The sequence below is a fragment of the Pseudomonas sp. GLN_2 genome, from assembly GCF_043106005.1.
Taxonomy (GTDB): domain Bacteria; phylum Pseudomonadota; class Gammaproteobacteria; order Pseudomonadales; family Pseudomonadaceae; genus Aquipseudomonas; species Aquipseudomonas alloputida.
This window is the reverse complement of sequence record NZ_JBICMC010000021.1, coordinates 70,174-84,530: the sequence shown is the minus strand read 5'-3', so window position 1 is coordinate 84,530 and position 14,357 is coordinate 70,174. Positions and strand designations below refer to the sequence as shown.

Here is a 14,357-nt window from a genome sequence, read left to right as displayed (position 1 = left end):
TAGATCATCACTCGCAGGGCGTTGGGTCAGGTGCGTGTCACTTGGCTGTCCAGAACACATAGTCAGCCTGGTACTGGACGACCTGCCTGGCACCTTTGTTCTGCGCCGTGCAATCGACTGACGGCGCCACACCGCCGCGGGTGGCCAGGCGCTGTATATAGCTGACACCTTGCATGGCGCCTTTGCCTTCGGCCGGGTTGGCCTTGACCAGTTGATAGGGTATGGCGCCTTTGTCCGCCGGTGCCACTGCCAGCTGGGTGCCGGTGACTTTCGAGCCATCCTTGGCCTGCCAGGTAGCGGGTGGGCCAAAGTAGTCGCCCACCTGTTTACCGCCACGGTCATTGAGCACTGCCTTGGGGCCGACGAAAGTCCATTCGGTCTGACCGGGGGTGTTGGCCTTGTCGCGGCACTCGTAGGTGATCTCGCCGACACCGACGGTTTCGAGCAGGACGCGATGGCCATCAGGGACTTTGACTGCGTCCGGCAGCGCGGTCTGGGCGAGGGCGGGCGGCAGCGCAAGGGCGAGGCTGCAGGCAAGCAGGCAGGCGGAGTATTTGAAGTTCATTTGCAGTGCTCCTGAAAGTCAGTGGGCCGGGCAGTCAAAGGCCGCCCACTAGCAATACCCGCCAACGGGTGGACTGGATGCACGGAATGAAAAAAATGCGTAGCGAGATGAGCCTGCATGTGCTTGCCTACCCTCTCGAACGAGCGATGAGCCTCTTCGCCATCGCAGGACTGCTATAACGCGCGCACCCCGACAACCCCACGAGGACACTGCAAATGAAGCGTTTGTTACTAGGCCTGTTGCTTGCCGCATCGGGCGCGGCCCACGCCGGTATTCCGCTGTTGAACGCAACATGCCCCGGCAATATCGAGGTCCATGCCGATAAAGGTGGGCCTGTCTATATCAATGGCAAGGAAGCCACGCTGAAAAAATTCAATGACAACTATTTCGAGGCCAAAGGTGGCGGGGTAACGGTATCGTTGTCGATCAACCCGGACGGGTCACCTGACGTCTCGTATACCGGTAAGAACAAAGCCAATGGCGTATGCCAGATCAAGGACTGACTGCGCGATTGCGCTGTTTGGCTGGCGCGGTGTCAGCGGGCTGCTCCTGGGCGCTGGAACGAGAATTGCTGTGACCCCTGAGACATTGATCATGCGGAGTACGCAGAAATGACTCAGGATGACCGCTATTACATGATTTTCAGCGTGGTTGCTGTGCTGGTACTGGATCTGGCGGCGACTTATGTGTTTCTCAATGCCATTCCCTGACCCCGGTTATGGGGTAGGCCTTACTCGTAATCGGGGCAAGGCAGGGCGTGAGGAAAACGCCCCGAAATAGCAAACAAACCTGATGCCCTGTTGTCGTTGCGCAGTAACATGGGCAGGACAAAACTAAAAAAAGGGCAGGCTGCTTGGCAACATTTCCCAGTTTTCGATGGGGCTGCAGGAGCGTGTCGCGTGAAAAACTCAAGTTCGCGAGCAGGTGCAATACTGGTAATTGGGGCAGCCTCGTTGTTCGTCGCAGGCTGCGCACAAAACCCTGATGTGCGTGACAGCCACGATTATACCGCTGGCACTACCGTGAAAAGCCCACCCGCTTATCTGGGCTGCGTCAAAGGCGAGCTACAAGGGAATGTGAAAACCTATGAAGTCGAGGGTGATAACGCGGTCAGGCTTTTCGTCGAAAGCACTGACCCCGACAAGGCAGAGGGTCTTGTAGAGTTGCGGGACACGGGAAACGAGCGCCACTTCACGGCCTATCAACGTGATGCCTGGTACGACCATGGCAGGTTGCTGGATGCTGCACTGATGTGTTCAAAAGCGTAATCATCCAACCCCACACCAATAGCCCGCCGTCGAGAGCGGGCTTTTTGTCTGCCGATCGCCTGCCCGGCAACGTTCAAAAAGGGCGGGTGGAGCCGGTATGGCCTGAGCAGCGTTGCTTTGCATTTGCCGGCCCCGCCCGTAATAATCGTTGTATTTGGATGGAGAGTCGCAGGTGGAAGCAAGAAGCGTAGTCGCCGAAATGTTCATTGGGATTCCGACGCATTTCTGGGTTTTGCCTGTTGCCGGCCTGGTTGCCTACTACGGGCTGAAGTGGTCCGCCAGATCCAGTAATCGTGCCACCCTGCTACAAGCCTCGACTTACCTGTTGCTGCTGGTACTGGCAGTTCTGCCCAACGGCTTTTATGCACTGTTTCCTCCCGCGCCCGAGCCGGATGTGCTGTTGAATCAATCACCGTTGCCCAACTATGCAGGGCGCTTCTACCTGGATGCGTTCTATGTCTTCAGTGGCTGGGCGCTGAGCAAAGTGGTCAAGTTGAAGTTCAGCTGAGTCGCAGCTCGCTACCTGATGCGCTGACGGGATCAGTAATTGCATACCCCATTGAAACCGGCGCATCTGGGGGATACGGCAATGCTCTCTGAAGATCTGTACATCATGTTCCTGGTTGTCGGCAGTGTGTTGGCCCTGGATATAGCAGCCATCGTGTTGTACAGGGGAGCCAAGCCCTGACCCCGGGTTTGGCTCGCAATGGCGCCGGAGTATCCTCAGGGCTTCAGCTTTTCTCCTGTACCTGCAGCACCGAACCCTTGTCGTCAGTTGCCAGCAATCCGCCGGCGTCGGTGTCGTCTGATTGTCGCTCGGCAAGGGGGACGTCCGGCGAGCGAAAGATACTATGGCCCTGTTCACCGGTTTTAAGGGTGACGAGTTTGCCGTTCTGATAGAAGAACTGAGTGTGGTTGGCGTTCGTTTGCATGGTATGAAGCCCTGCCGAGTCGTGGTGTGATGTCCCTCGGGAGTTTCACTGTTGCGGCGTGCCCCGGCTACTGGCAGAAATATCAGGTGCGCTGCACGGATCCCGCTTGGGCGTCGTCCTGCAGCAAGACTTTGGTTGATTAGTAACGCGGCGTCACGCCCGTTAGAATGCAGCGTATCCATAACGGTCGATTGCAAATGCCTGACATTCGTATTTTTATCGCCACTGTGTTGGTTGCCAGCCTCGCCGGTTGCGCTACCCCCGGCAAACCCACTGCCAGCAAACTGACCCAAAAATCGCCGCAGCAGTACGCCGCCTGTGTCCTGCCAAAATGGCAGGCGCTGGCCCCACAGGCCACGCAGAAGTCGATAGCCCATGGCTACCGGCTCACGGCGCCAAGCGCCGTGGCAAGCGACGATGTGCTTGATGTGGTTGACGCTCACGAGGGCAGCCGCGCGACCTTCTACAAGGGCAGCTTTCTGTCTGGCGACAAATTACGCCAGGCTGCCAAGCAATGCCTGGATTGAACCCGTGCCCCGAGCGGGTTGAGCCGCCCCGATCTCCTGCAGTTACCCCAACTCATCCCGCTTGTTCAAATGCTCGCATTTCACCTGCGCCTCCGTGCGGCTCGGATAGCTCGGCTTGAGCCGCTCCTTTGCCTGATTGTCATAAATGTCGAACCCTCCACACACGGTAGCGGCGTAGTAGCGGCTGCCAACGCGGAACGATTCCTTTTCGATCGGTACAGCGGGAACGATAACGAATCTTGGTTGCATTTTTCGTGCCTCCCCAGGCAGAGATTTAAGTATTAGTCTCGCAAGAGGCAACCATCAAGCAGCCTCATGAATAAAGGCGCTGGTCCGAACACCGGTGCGTCGACACGTGCTGTCATCAAATGAAAACCCGCTGTCGTCCGATGCGAAGCACCCCGCAAGCCAAGGGCATACAGTCCAATCACCCAACACTGACGCCTGACGTCCAGATCGATGATTGGAGAGACAAGCATGTCCAAAGTGGTACGTTTCCATCAGACCGGTGGCCCCGAGGTATTGCGCTACGAGGACGCCGAGGTTGGCGAGCCCGGCCCCGGGCAGGTTCGTTTGCGCCAGGTGGCGGTGGGCCTGAACTATGCCGACACCTACTTTCGCAACGGCACTTACCCAATCGCGCTGCCCAATGGCATCGGCGTTGAAGCTGCCGGGGTGGTGGAGGCGGTGGGCGAAGGCGTGACCCAGGTGGTGGTCGGTGACCGGGTCACCTATACCGGTTTCCTCAATACCCTGGGAGCCTATTGCACCGAGCGCCTGATCCCCGCTGCGGCGCTGATCAAGCTGCCGGAAACCATTGCCTTCGAGACTGCTGCCGCCATGACCATGCGTGGCCTGACCTCGGCCTACCTGTTACGCCGGCTGTATGACTTCAAACCTGGTGACAGCGTGCTTCTGCATGCGGCTGCTGGCGGGGTGGGCCTGATTGTCGCGCAGTGGGCGCGGCTGCTTGGGCTGAACGTGATCGGCACAGTATCCACCGAGGCCAAGGCCGAGGTAGCCCGCGCCCATGGCTGCAACCACATCATCAACTACAGCGTCGAAGACGTCGCCAGCCGCGTGCGCGAACTGACCGACGGGGTAGGGGTGAACGTCGTGTTCGACAGTGTCGGCAAGACCACCTTCACCGGCTCGCTCGATTCGCTCAAGCGCCGCGGGCTGATGGTTTGCGTCGGCACGGCGTCGGGCACCATCCCGCCGTTCGACCCGCAGTTGTTGGCAATCAAGGGTTCGCTGCAGCTTACCCGCCCGGCACTGGCCGACTTCATCGCCGATCCGGCAGAAAAGGCTGACCTGGCCGGCGAATTGTTCGACCACGTCAGCAGAGGGCGCATTCGTATCGAAATTAATCAGCACTACGCCCTGCAGGACGCGGTACAGGCCCACCGTGACCTGGAAGCCCGCAAAACCACGGGCTCGTCGATCTTCGTCATCTGAAGAGGGCAACAGCATGCACATTGAACAACTGACCTGCGCGATCGGTGCCGAGGTGAGTGGCGTCAACCTGGCCGATGCGATTCACGATGACGAACTGTTCGCCCAGTTGCGCCAGCAGTTGCTCCAGCACCGTGTGCTGTTCCTGCGCGACCAGCACTTCAGCCGTGCCGAGCACGTGGCCTTCGCCCGCCGCTTCGGCGAGCTGGAGGACCACCCGGTGGCCGGGAGCGACCCGGAGCACCCGGGGCTGGTGCAGATCTACAAGCGCCCGGACCAGCCCAACGACCGCTATGAAAATGCCTGGCACACCGATGCCACCTGGCGTGAGGCACCGCCCATGGGGTGTGTGCTGCGCTGTGTGGAATGCCCGCCGGTAGGCGGCGACACCTTGTGGGCGAACATGGTGCTGGCCTATGAGAACCTGCCAAACGATGTAAAGGCCAGAATCGAAGACCTGCGCGCCCGCCACAGCATCGAGGCCAGCTTCGGCGCTGCAATGCCGCTGGACAAACGGCTGGCACTCAAGGCGCAGTTCCCCGACGCCGAGCACCCGGTCGTACGCACCCACCCGGAAACGGGGGAGCAGGTGCTGTTCGTCAACGCCTTCACCACCCACTTCAGCAACTACCACACCCCGCAGCGGGTGCGTTTCGGCCAGGATGCAAACCCGGGCGCCGGCGACCTGCTGCGTTACCTGATCAGCCAGGCCTACCTGCCCGAATACCAGGTGCGCTGGCGCTGGAAGCCCAACAGCGTGGCGATTTGGGACAACCGCAGCACCCAGCATTACGCCGTCATGGACTACCCGCCATGCCATCGCAAGATGGAGCGTGCCGGGATCAAGGGCAGCCGCACGTTCTAAGCCTGCCGCCGTCCCTGGCGGTAACCGCACAATAACAATAGCGAGGACTACAGCATGCAATTCTTCGACGATTCGTTGCACCCGGAAAACATGGACAAGGTGGTCATCACCGTCGCCCCTTATGGCCCGGAGTGGATGCCCGAAGACTTCCCTGAAGACATTCCGCTGACCATGGACGAGCAGGTGCAGAAGGCCGTCGACTGCTACGAGGCAGGCGCCACCGTGCTGCACTTGCATGTGCGTGAGCTGGACGGCAAAGGCTCCAAGCGCCTGTCCAAGTTCAACGAGCTGATCGCCGGGGTACGTGAAGCTGTGCCGGAGATGATCATTCAAGTTGGCGGTTCGATTTCCTTCGCCCCGGAAGGTGAAGGCGAGGCGGCCAAATGGCTGTCGGATGACACCCGGCACATGCTTGCCGAGCTGACGCCGCGCCCCGATCAGGTGACCGTGGCCATCAACACCACGCAGATGAACATCATGGAGTTGCTGTACCCCGAGTACCTTGAAGGCACCTCGCTGGCCAGCCCCGCAATCCATGCTGCCTACAGCGAAATGACCGTGCCGGCCGGCCCGGCCTGGGTCCGCGAGCACTTGCGTCGCCTGCAGGCCAGCCATATCCAGCCGCATTTCCAGCTGACCGGCATGCATGCCCTGGAAACCCTCGAACGCCTCGTGCGCCGGGGTGACTACATGGGGCCGCTGAACCTGACCTGGATCGGCATTGGCGGCGGTTTCGACGGCCCCAACCCGTTCAACTTCTTCAACTTCATCCACCGCGCGCCGGACGGCTGCACCCTGACTGCCGAATCGTTGCTCAAGAACGTGCTGCCGTTCAACACCATGGCGCTGGCCATGGGCCTGCACCCGCGCTGCGGCAACGAAGACACCATCATCGACCAGCACGGCAAACGCTTCACCTCGGTGCAGCAGGTCCAGCAGACCGTGCGCGTGGCCCATGAGCTGGGTCGCGAGATTGCCAGCGGCAAGGAGGCCCGCGCCATTTACCGCATCGGGCAGCAGTACGACAGCATCGAGCAGACGCTGAAAGCCAATGGCATGGCACCGAACCGCCAGGCGGGTGAGAAGGGCGTGCCGCAGCGCACTTGATGCGGTCATGGCAGGCCCGGTCTCTTCGCGGGCGTACCTGCGAAGAGGCCACAAAAAGCATGGCGGTTTACCCATAACAACAAAAACAACACCCACGCTTCACACCCAAGGAGGCAACATGGCCACCTATCTCGTCAGCGCCGAAGACTCCGGCACCGACACTGCCAACAGCATCCCCCGGCGCTATGCCTGGGTCGTCTTCGCCTTGACCTTCGGCCTGTTGATCTCCGACTACATGTCGCGCCAGGTGCTCAATGCGGTGTTTCCGCTGCTCAAAAGCGAATGGGCATTGACCGACAGCCAGTTGGGCTTGCTCAGCGGCATCGTCGCGCTGATGGTCGGCCTGCTGACCTTCCCGTTGTCGCTGCTGGCCGACCGTTTCGGCAGGGTACGCAGCCTGGTGCTGATGGCCGTGCTGTGGAGCCTGGCCACGCTCGGCTGTGCCCTGGCGGAAAACTACCCGCAAATGTTCATTGCGCGCTTTCTGGTCGGGGTCGGCGAGGCCGCCTATGGCAGTGTCGGCATTGCCGTGGTGGTCGCGGTATTCCCCCGCGACATGCGCTCGACGCTGGCCGGGGCGTTCATGGCGGGCGGCATGTTCGGCTCGGTGCTGGGCATGGCGTTGGGCGGGGTGTTGGCCCAGCACCTGGGCTGGCGCTGGGCATTCGCCGGCATGGCATTGTTCGGCCTGGTGCTGGCGATGCTCTACCCGGTCATCGTCAAAGAGGGGCGCATTGCGCCCAAGTGTGCGCAGCAGGCGCTGGACAAGGCCAGCCACCCGCTGCGCACCCTGTATAGCAGCCGTTCGGTCATCGCCGCCTATGTCGGCAGTGGCCTGCAGTTGTTTGTCGGCGGCACCCTGATCGTGTGGATGCCCAGTTACCTGAACCGCTATTACGCCATGGGCACCGACCGCGCGGGGGCGATCGCCGCCGTCATCGTGCTGTGCAGTGGTATCGGCATGATTCTCTGCGCCATGCTCTGCGATCGCCTTGGGCGGCAGCGCCCGGACCGCAAGATCAGCCTGGCCATCGGCTATTGCCTGGGCAGTTGCGCGCTGCTGAGCATAGCCTTTGCGTTGCCTGCCGGTACCGCACAACTGGTGCTGATCTGCCTGGGCATGATGATCGCCGCCGGCACCAATGGCCCGTCCAGTGCCATGGTCGCCAACCTTACCCACGCTGCAGTGCATGGCACGGCATTCGCAACCCTGACCTTGGCCAACAACCTGCTGGGCCTGGCCACCGGGCCGCTGATCACCGGTCGGGTGTCTGACCTGATCGGGCTTCAGGCGGCGCTGCAGTGGGTGCCACTGACAAGCATTGCGGCAGCGGCTGTGTTCTGGGTTGCCAAACGTCACTACCACCGCGACATGGATCGTCTGCGCGCCAGGAGTTGAAACTGTGAAACAGCAATTGTCCGTCGAGGTGTTCTTCGATTTCGTCTGCCCCTGGTGCCTGATTGGCCAGCGGCACTTGCAGGCTGCGCTGTTGCTGTTACAGCGTGAGCAGCCACGCGTGCAGGTGCAGGTTCACAGGCAGGGCGTGCAGTTGCTGCCGGGGCTGCCAGCCAATGGGGTACCCTTCAAGCAGTTCTACCTTCAACGCCTGGGCAGCGAGCAGGCAGTGCGCGAGCGCCAGGCTCAGGTGCGCGCCGCTGCCCGTGTGGTGGGCGAGGACATCGACTTCTCGCGCATCTGCCGCATGCCAAACACCGGCAACGCCCACCGGTTGATGCAGCGCGCCGGCAGTCTGCTTGGCGCGTCGCAACAGCAAGCGTTGCTGGAGCGGCTGTTCATTGCCTATTTCCACCAAGGCCGCGACCTCGGCGATAGCCGCACGTTGCTCGGCATCGCCGAGAGTTGCGGGCTCAGGGCCGCGCAGGTAATCGATTGTTTGCGTGATGATGGCAGCCCGTTCCTCGACGGTGCAGGGCGTGCAGGCAGTGCCGTGCCACGTTATCGCTTCAACCTGGGCCCTCTGATTGCCGGGATGCGGCCAGCCGAGGCGCTGTTTGCGGCGATGACCGACGCCTTGTCAGAGAGGGTGCAGGCATGAGCCTGCGTATCGCCCTGAACCCCAGCCAGCTGCCGGAGCGCAATGGCCGGGTGCTGCTGGCCTGCGAGGGCCGCAGCGTAGCGTTGTTCAATGTCGCCGGTGCGCTCTATGCCATCGACGATAGCTGCCCGCACCAAGGGGCGTCGCTGTGTGGCGGGCGCCTGGAAGGGCGGGTGATCCAGTGCTGTGCCCACGGCCTGCGCTTCGACCTGGCCAGCGGCTACCTGGTCAATTCCAAGGCGTTGAAAGTTACCTGCTACCCGGTGCAGCAGGAGGGTGATGCGGTGTTCATCACCCTCGATAGTGACGGGTTTGGGGAGCAGGGCTGACACTGCGTGCCCGCCAGCTGGCCGGCGGCATGCCGTACTGGGCGATGAACCAGCGGGTGAACGAACTGGGCATCGAGTAGCCGAGCATATCGGCAATGCGACCCAGCGAATAGCTGGGGTTCTCCAGGTAGCGCATCACCAGGTCACGTCGCACGCTGTTGATCAGGTCCTTGAAGGTCAAGCCGCTGTCTTCCAGCCGCCGCTGCAGGGTGCGTACGTTCATGCCCTGGGTTTGCGCCACTTGCTCGAGGGTGGCCCGCCCCATGGGCAGCAGCAGGTAGATGGTCTTGCGCAACTCCAGCTCCAGCGATGGTTCACTGCCTGCTGGCAGCGTGTCCAGGTAGCGCCGCGCCAGGCGGGCCATGGCTTCGTTGGCTTGCGGGCTGGCACTGTCGAGGTCGGCGGCAGGGCAGACGATGCCGTTGAACTCGCTGCCAAACACCAGCGTGCAGCCGAAAATGCGCCGGTGAATGGCGGGGTCGGCGGGGGCCGCATGGGTGAAATTGGCGCTGATCGGGTGCCAGTGCGTGCCTAGCAGCGCCGCGCACAAGCGCATCATCACGCCGATAGCCAGCTCGGTGGCCTGGCGGCTACAGGGCGCGCGCTCGCTGATCACCTCTTCGCGAATGACCACGGTCTTGCCAGCTTCTTCGATATGAATGGCCAGCGCGTCATTGAGCAGATGGCGGTACTGCACGATCACCTGCAGCGCATCGCGCAGGTTGCGTTGGTGGCTGAGCAGCAGGCTGATTTCGCCGAAGTCCGACAACTGGCGCAGTTCGGCCATGCGCAAGCCGAAGCTCTCGCATTGGCTGGCGCTGGCGGAAGCTTCCAGCAGGTTGATCACGCTGGCCACCGGGATACGCCGGTTGGGGTCGTCGAGCAACGCCGCGCTAAGGCCCACCTGTGCCAGCAGTTTGTGGGGGTTCAGACCCAAGTGGCGAGACACCTCCAGGTAGTTGGTCAAGCTGGCGGCGCGGACGAGGGCAGGCATTTTTATTGTTATCCCTATTGTTCAGGCAACCTGGCGCTTTCAGGCAGCAGCACAAGGCTGTTGCTACAAAAAGCACTCGGCTTGCAGGTGCACGGGTTTTATAGCCTGCGTGTCATCAATTGAAAAGCAAAGCCCTGTTCGAGCCATTGTCATCAAATGAAAAGTACCTGACGCCCAATGTGAAGCACCCGGGGGGAGGGCTGTTTACTGTGAACCTCAACAGCTACACCGCACACGAGGTTCACCGTGGAAAAACTGCAAACCACTGCCACCGTGTTGATCGTCCCTGGCCTGCGCGACCACGTTGCCGATCATTGGCAGACGCTGCTTGCCAGCCGCCTGGCGAAGGTGCGCAGCGTACCGCCGCTGAAGCTTGACGGCCTTTGCTGCAACGCCCGGGTAGAGGCGATCCAGCGCGAACTGGAGCAGATCGACGGCCAGGTGCTGCTGGTGGCGCACAGTGCCGGCGTACTGATGGTCGCCCACTGGGCCGCACGTTACCGGTGGCCGATCAAGGGGGCTTTGCTGGCAGCACCGCCAGACCTCAACGCCCAATGGCCGGCGCACTACCCAAGCCCAGACAGCCTGGCCGCCCAGGGCTGGTCGCCGTTGCCAACCACGGCGCTGCCGTTCCCGAGCATTGTCGCGGCCAGCAGCAATGACCACCTGGCCAGCTACGCCGCCGTTAGCGAACTTGCCCACCGTTGGGGCAGTGAACTGGTCAACCTGGGGGCCGTCGGCCATCTCAACCCGGCTTCCGGTTTCGGCCCTTGGCCGTTGGCCGAGACCCTGATCCGCCGTTTGGACGCCGAAACCCTGTAGTAACGCATGGACGCCCCCAGCCACGCCCGCAACAGACGGGCGGCGTGAAAAACAATAACAATACGTGGAGCCATCGTAATGCCAGAACACCGCATTCACCCTGCCGTGAAGCCACAGCGCTGCCTGCTCGCCTGCGCCGTCGCCCTGCTCACGCTGCCCGCCGCCCAGGCCGTCGAAGTCGAGACCGGCAATGAAGACTGGGCCGTGCGCTTGGACAATACCGTCAAATACAATTATGGCGTGCGCACGGAAAGCGCCGACAAGCGCATGCTGGGCACGCCCAACAGCAACGACGGTGACTACAACTTCCGCAAGGCCGGCACCAACATCACCAACCGGGTCGACCTGCTGACCGAGCTGGATGTGGTGTATCAGGGCAACACCGGTTTTCGCGTCAGCACTGCCAGCTGGTACGACAAGGCCTACGACAACACCGGCTCCAACAGCAACCCGTTCGTCAATGGCAACGGTGATCAGTCGGGCATCAGCCCCAGCCTCAATGACCTGCCGGGTACTGGCATACCCCTGGGCAGCCCGCACCTGAGCAACTATGCCCAGCGATACTACAACGGCCCATCGGGCGAAGTGCTGGATGCGTTCGTATTCATGAGCCGTGACGTGGGCGAAGCGTCGCAGGTCAGCGCCAAGCTGGGCCAGCACAACCTGTTCTGGGGGGAAACCCTGCTCAACCCCGTGCATTCGCTGAGCTATGGCCAGTCCGGCCTGGACCTGGCCAAGCTGGCGGCATCGCCAGGCACCGAGGCCAAGGAGCTGTTCGTCCCTCGCAACCAGCTGTCGACCTCGTTCCTGGTCAACTCCGAACTCACCCTCGGGGCCCAGTACTTCTTCGACTGGGATGCTGCCCGCTTGCCCGAAGCGGGTACCTACTATGGCGGCGCCGATGTGGTAGGCGAGGGCGCGCAGAGCTTCCTGCTCGGCCACACCGGCACCCCAGGCTTGATCCCGGTGCGCGGAGCGCTGACCACCCTCCGCCGCGGTCATGACCTGACGCCCGGCAAGAGCGGCGACTGGGGCATCATGGCCAGGTGGTCGCCGCAATGGCTGGGCGGCACCCTCGGTTTCTACTACCGTAAGACGTCCGAGATTCTGCCCCAGGCCTGGCTCGACGCGCGCGGCATGACCGTGGCCAGTGGCCCTTTCGGTAACCCGCCGGGCAGCCGCCAGGGGGCGGTCGGCAACCTGTACAACTCGCTGCAAAGTACTACTTACCAGTTTGCCTATGCCGACGACATCGACATCTATGGCCTGAGCCTGTCCAAGGATGTGGGTGGCATCAGCGTCGGCAGCGACCTCAACATCCGCCACAACATGCCGTTGGCGAGTATCCCGGCAATCGTCAGTGCCCCCGGCCAAGGTGGCCTGGGTGGGGGCTTCGGTTTACTGCCGTCGCGCCTGCCCAGCAGCGGGGTGGTCTACGACGTACCCAAGGATGGCGACAGCCTGAGCGCCACTGGCGACACCCTGCATTTCACGGTCAACGGCCTGATGACGATGGGGGACACGCCGCTGTTCGACTCGGCAACCCTGCTGGGTGAGCTGTTCTACAGCAACCTGCTCAAGCTCGATGGCCACAACGAGGCTTTGTACAAAGGCAAGGGCAGCTACCGCGGCATTGACAAGGCGACCCGCGACAACTGGGGTATCGCCGTCAACTTCACCCCCACCTGGTACCAGGTGTTGCCGGGCATGGACCTGAGCATGCCGTTGTCGGTCAACGTCGGCCTGGACGGTGTATCGCCGGTGCAAGGCGGCGGCGCCGAAAACACCGGCAATTACGCGGTGGGCTTGAGCGCTGCGATCTACAACCAGTACTTCGTCGACCTCAAGTACGTCGACAGCTTCGGTGAGACCAAGGCCTGCAAGGACGGCCAGACCGACGGCAGCACCCCCAATGCCCTGGACGGCGAACAGGATTACACCTGCTACGGCGGCGGCTACGCCTCCTTCTCCGGTGGTGGCGCCACCACCGAAGACCGTGGCGCGCTGTACCTGACCGTCAAGACGACCTTCTGAGTCCTGTTTCCTACCGCCTACACAGGAAGACAACCATCATGACCTTCGTACGTACCCTGCTGGCCTCGTGCCTGTCGCTGGCCGCGCTCAACGCTGCCCAGGCTGCCGTTTCCCCTGACCAGGCTGCACACCTGGGCACCAACCTGACCACCCTCGGCGCCGAAAAGGCCGGCAATGCCGACGGCTCCATCCCGGCCTACCAAGGCGGCCTGCTTACCCCGCCGGCCAGCTATCAGAGCGGTGCCAGCATGCGACCCGACCCGTTTGCCAGCGAGAAGCCGTTGCTGGTCATCGATGGCAGGAATGCCGATCAGTACAAGGGGCAACTGACCGCCACTACCCTCGAACTGCTCAAGCGCTACCCCAGCTACCACGTTGATGTGTACCCGACGCACCGCAGCGTTGCGCTGCCGCAGGCGGTGCTGGACAACACCCGCAAGAACGCCACCGGCGCCAGAAGCCAGGAGGGCGGCACTGCCGTGGACAATGTGCTGCCGGGCATTCCGTTCCCCATTCCGCAGAACGGCGCCGAGGCCATGTGGAACTTCCTGCTGCGCTACCAGGGCGTGAGCATGACCGCCAAGTACGACTCCTGGAACGTCGATGCTGCCGGCAAACCGTCCTTGTCGACCACCGGCCAGGCGCACATCAGTTACCCGATCTACGAGGACATGACCAAGCCGATCGGCGCCAAGGACACCTATTACCAGATGAAACTGGTGTACACCGGGCCCGCACGCCGTGCCGGTGAAGCAATGATGCTGCGCGACGCTGCCAACCCGCTGGTGCAGCCGCGCAGCGCCTGGCAGTACCTGCCGGGCCAGCGCCGGGTCAAGCTGGCACCTAACCTGGCCTACGACACGCCCAACCCGGGCACCTCCGGCTCTGGCACTTACGATGACGTGTTCGTCTTCAACGGCGCGCTGGACCGCTACGACTGGACCCTGGTCGGCAAGCAGGAGATGTATGTGCCTTACAACACCTACCAGCTGACCTACAACACCGATGTCAAGCAGTTGATCACCCCCAACCACTTGGCGCCGCAGTTTGTACGTTGGGAAAAACACCGCGTGTGGGTGGTGGAAGGCAAGCTCAAGGACGGCGCGCGTCACATCTACCACAAGCGCCGCTTCTACCTCGATGAGGACAGCTGGATCGCGTTGGCCTCGGACCAGTACGACGCCCGTGGCCAGCTGTACCGGGGGTCGTTCGCCTTCCTCACCCAGAGCTATGACAAGCAGACCCCGGACGCCACGCCGTTCATGATCTACGACCTCATCGGCGGCACCTACAACCTCAACGGCGTGGTCGGTGCCTACGGCGGCATCCGTTACATCGACCCGTTGTCGAAAACCCAATGGTCGCCCGAGTCGCTGGCCGGCAACGGCATTCGCTGAACGCA

General features: G+C 62.1%; 17 protein-coding genes. 13 read left to right on the top strand and 4 right to left on the bottom strand.

The features are described from left to right. Positions 1 to 37: 37 nt before the first annotated feature. On the bottom strand, positions 38 to 565 hold the full coding sequence (locus ACF8Q6_RS05730) for a DUF3455 domain-containing protein (protein WP_392489818.1): 528 nt from the start codon (positions 563 to 565) through the stop codon (positions 38 to 40). A 215-nt stretch (positions 566 to 780) separates the two neighbouring features. Between ACF8Q6_RS05730 and ACF8Q6_RS05725 the strand changes: the two genes are divergently transcribed. The 3 genes from ACF8Q6_RS05725 to ACF8Q6_RS05715 all read left to right on the top strand — a co-directional run bounded on the left by ACF8Q6_RS05725 (position 781) and on the right by ACF8Q6_RS05715 (position 2,341). Continuing rightward, positions 781 to 1,068, top strand: coding sequence for a hypothetical protein (locus tag ACF8Q6_RS05725; RefSeq protein ID WP_012052457.1), 288 nt, complete (start codon positions 781 to 783; stop codon positions 1,066 to 1,068). Positions 1,069 to 1,464: 396 nt separating this feature from the next. Continuing rightward, the gene (locus ACF8Q6_RS05720; protein ID WP_014859212.1) at positions 1,465 to 1,833 is read left to right on the top strand and encodes a hypothetical protein; all 369 of its coding nucleotides are present in this window, start codon (positions 1,465 to 1,467) and stop codon (positions 1,831 to 1,833) included. A gap of 199 nt (positions 1,834 to 2,032) precedes the next feature. Next, positions 2,033 to 2,341: a hypothetical protein gene (locus ACF8Q6_RS05715; RefSeq protein ID WP_019438490.1), complete on the top strand. Its 309-nt coding sequence runs from the start codon at positions 2,033 to 2,035 to the stop codon at positions 2,339 to 2,341. 223 nt (positions 2,342 to 2,564) lie between these two features. Here the strand turns inward: ACF8Q6_RS05715 and ACF8Q6_RS05710 are convergent, their stop codons facing one another. Then, on the bottom strand, positions 2,565 to 2,765 hold the full coding sequence (locus tag ACF8Q6_RS05710; protein WP_014756518.1) for a hypothetical protein: 201 nt from the start codon (positions 2,763 to 2,765) through the stop codon (positions 2,565 to 2,567). 167 nt (positions 2,766 to 2,932) lie between these two features. On the opposite strand from ACF8Q6_RS05710, the gene ACF8Q6_RS05705 reads away from it, so the two are divergent. Beyond that, a complete protein-coding gene (locus tag ACF8Q6_RS05705; RefSeq protein ID WP_012052453.1) occupies positions 2,933 to 3,292 on the top strand; it encodes a hypothetical protein in 360 nt (119 codons plus the stop codon). 42 nt (positions 3,293 to 3,334) lie between these two features. On the opposite strand, the gene ACF8Q6_RS05700 is transcribed toward ACF8Q6_RS05705, so the two are convergent. Continuing rightward, positions 3,335 to 3,541, bottom strand: coding sequence for a hypothetical protein (locus ACF8Q6_RS05700; RefSeq protein ID WP_003248274.1), 207 nt, complete (start codon positions 3,539 to 3,541; stop codon positions 3,335 to 3,337). A gap of 228 nt (positions 3,542 to 3,769) precedes the next feature. Here ACF8Q6_RS05700 and ACF8Q6_RS05695 point away from each other — a divergent pair, with 228 nt between their 5' ends. The 6 genes from ACF8Q6_RS05695 to ACF8Q6_RS05670 all read left to right on the top strand — a co-directional run bounded on the left by ACF8Q6_RS05695 (position 3,770) and on the right by ACF8Q6_RS05670 (position 9,105). Next, on the top strand, positions 3,770 to 4,750 hold the full coding sequence (locus tag ACF8Q6_RS05695) for a quinone oxidoreductase family protein (RefSeq protein WP_392489819.1): 981 nt from the start codon (positions 3,770 to 3,772) through the stop codon (positions 4,748 to 4,750). Between the two features lie 13 nt (positions 4,751 to 4,763). Continuing rightward, complete coding sequence (locus ACF8Q6_RS05690) at positions 4,764 to 5,612, top strand: TauD/TfdA family dioxygenase (RefSeq protein ID WP_012052451.1); 849 nt, start codon at positions 4,764 to 4,766, stop codon at positions 5,610 to 5,612. Positions 5,613 to 5,666: 54 nt separating this feature from the next. Beyond that, complete coding sequence (locus tag ACF8Q6_RS05685; protein ID WP_392489820.1) at positions 5,667 to 6,719, top strand: 3-keto-5-aminohexanoate cleavage protein; 1,053 nt, start codon at positions 5,667 to 5,669, stop codon at positions 6,717 to 6,719. A gap of 118 nt (positions 6,720 to 6,837) precedes the next feature. Continuing rightward, on the top strand, positions 6,838 to 8,118 hold the full coding sequence (locus ACF8Q6_RS05680) for an MFS transporter (RefSeq protein WP_392489821.1): 1,281 nt from the start codon (positions 6,838 to 6,840) through the stop codon (positions 8,116 to 8,118). A gap of 4 nt (positions 8,119 to 8,122) precedes the next feature. Beyond that, positions 8,123 to 8,776: a DsbA family protein gene (locus ACF8Q6_RS05675; RefSeq protein ID WP_392489822.1), complete on the top strand. Its 654-nt coding sequence runs from the start codon at positions 8,123 to 8,125 to the stop codon at positions 8,774 to 8,776. Continuing rightward, on the top strand, positions 8,773 to 9,105 hold the full coding sequence (locus ACF8Q6_RS05670) for a Rieske 2Fe-2S domain-containing protein (RefSeq protein WP_012052447.1): 333 nt from the start codon (positions 8,773 to 8,775) through the stop codon (positions 9,103 to 9,105). The genes ACF8Q6_RS05675 and ACF8Q6_RS05670 overlap by 4 nt, the downstream gene beginning before the upstream one ends. Here the strand turns inward: ACF8Q6_RS05670 and ACF8Q6_RS05665 are convergent. Next, positions 9,068 to 10,099, bottom strand: coding sequence for an AraC family transcriptional regulator (locus ACF8Q6_RS05665; protein WP_392489823.1), 1,032 nt, complete (start codon positions 10,097 to 10,099; stop codon positions 9,068 to 9,070). The genes ACF8Q6_RS05670 and ACF8Q6_RS05665 overlap by 38 nt on opposite strands. A 246-nt stretch (positions 10,100 to 10,345) precedes the next feature. Between ACF8Q6_RS05665 and ACF8Q6_RS05660 the strand changes: the two genes are divergently transcribed. The 3 genes from ACF8Q6_RS05660 (at position 10,346) to ACF8Q6_RS05650 (ending at position 14,352) form a co-directional block, all read left to right on the top strand. Next, on the top strand, positions 10,346 to 10,921 hold the full coding sequence (locus ACF8Q6_RS05660; protein ID WP_392489824.1) for an RBBP9/YdeN family alpha/beta hydrolase: 576 nt from the start codon (positions 10,346 to 10,348) through the stop codon (positions 10,919 to 10,921). A 78-nt stretch (positions 10,922 to 10,999) separates the two neighbouring features. Next, on the top strand, positions 11,000 to 12,955 hold the full coding sequence (locus ACF8Q6_RS05655) for a DUF1302 domain-containing protein (RefSeq protein ID WP_392489825.1): 1,956 nt from the start codon (positions 11,000 to 11,002) through the stop codon (positions 12,953 to 12,955). A 38-nt stretch (positions 12,956 to 12,993) separates the two neighbouring features. Beyond that, on the top strand, positions 12,994 to 14,352 hold the full coding sequence (locus ACF8Q6_RS05650; RefSeq protein ID WP_161774459.1) for a DUF1329 domain-containing protein: 1,359 nt from the start codon (positions 12,994 to 12,996) through the stop codon (positions 14,350 to 14,352). Positions 14,353 to 14,357: the final 5 nt, after the last annotated feature.

Bases quoted from the DNA above. Each gene is read 5' to 3' on its own strand.
- ACF8Q6_RS05730 (WP_392489818.1), bottom strand. From the start codon at position 565: ATGAACTTCAAATACTCCGCCTGCCTGCTTGCCTGCAGCCTCGCCCTT.
- ACF8Q6_RS05725 (WP_012052457.1), top strand. From the start codon at position 781: ATGAAGCGTTTGTTACTAGGCCTGTTGCTTGCCGCATCGGGCGCGGCC.
- ACF8Q6_RS05715 (WP_019438490.1), top strand. From the start codon at position 2,033: ATGTTCATTGGGATTCCGACGCATTTCTGGGTTTTGCCTGTTGCCGGC.
- ACF8Q6_RS05710 (WP_014756518.1), bottom strand. From the start codon at position 2,765: ATGCAAACGAACGCCAACCACACTCAGTTCTTCTATCAGAACGGCAAA.
- ACF8Q6_RS05705 (WP_012052453.1), top strand. From the start codon at position 2,933: ATGCAGCGTATCCATAACGGTCGATTGCAAATGCCTGACATTCGTATT.
- ACF8Q6_RS05700 (WP_003248274.1), bottom strand. From the start codon at position 3,541: ATGCAACCAAGATTCGTTATCGTTCCCGCTGTACCGATCGAAAAGGAA.
- ACF8Q6_RS05695 (WP_392489819.1), top strand. From the start codon at position 3,770: ATGTCCAAAGTGGTACGTTTCCATCAGACCGGTGGCCCCGAGGTATTG.
- ACF8Q6_RS05690 (WP_012052451.1), top strand. From the start codon at position 4,764: ATGCACATTGAACAACTGACCTGCGCGATCGGTGCCGAGGTGAGTGGC.
- ACF8Q6_RS05685 (WP_392489820.1), top strand. From the start codon at position 5,667: ATGCAATTCTTCGACGATTCGTTGCACCCGGAAAACATGGACAAGGTG.
- ACF8Q6_RS05680 (WP_392489821.1), top strand. From the start codon at position 6,838: ATGGCCACCTATCTCGTCAGCGCCGAAGACTCCGGCACCGACACTGCC.
- ACF8Q6_RS05670 (WP_012052447.1), top strand. From the start codon at position 8,773: ATGAGCCTGCGTATCGCCCTGAACCCCAGCCAGCTGCCGGAGCGCAAT.
- ACF8Q6_RS05665 (WP_392489823.1), bottom strand. From the start codon at position 10,099: ATGCCTGCCCTCGTCCGCGCCGCCAGCTTGACCAACTACCTGGAGGTG.
- ACF8Q6_RS05655 (WP_392489825.1), top strand. From the start codon at position 11,000: ATGCCAGAACACCGCATTCACCCTGCCGTGAAGCCACAGCGCTGCCTG.
- ACF8Q6_RS05650 (WP_161774459.1), top strand. From the start codon at position 12,994: ATGACCTTCGTACGTACCCTGCTGGCCTCGTGCCTGTCGCTGGCCGCG.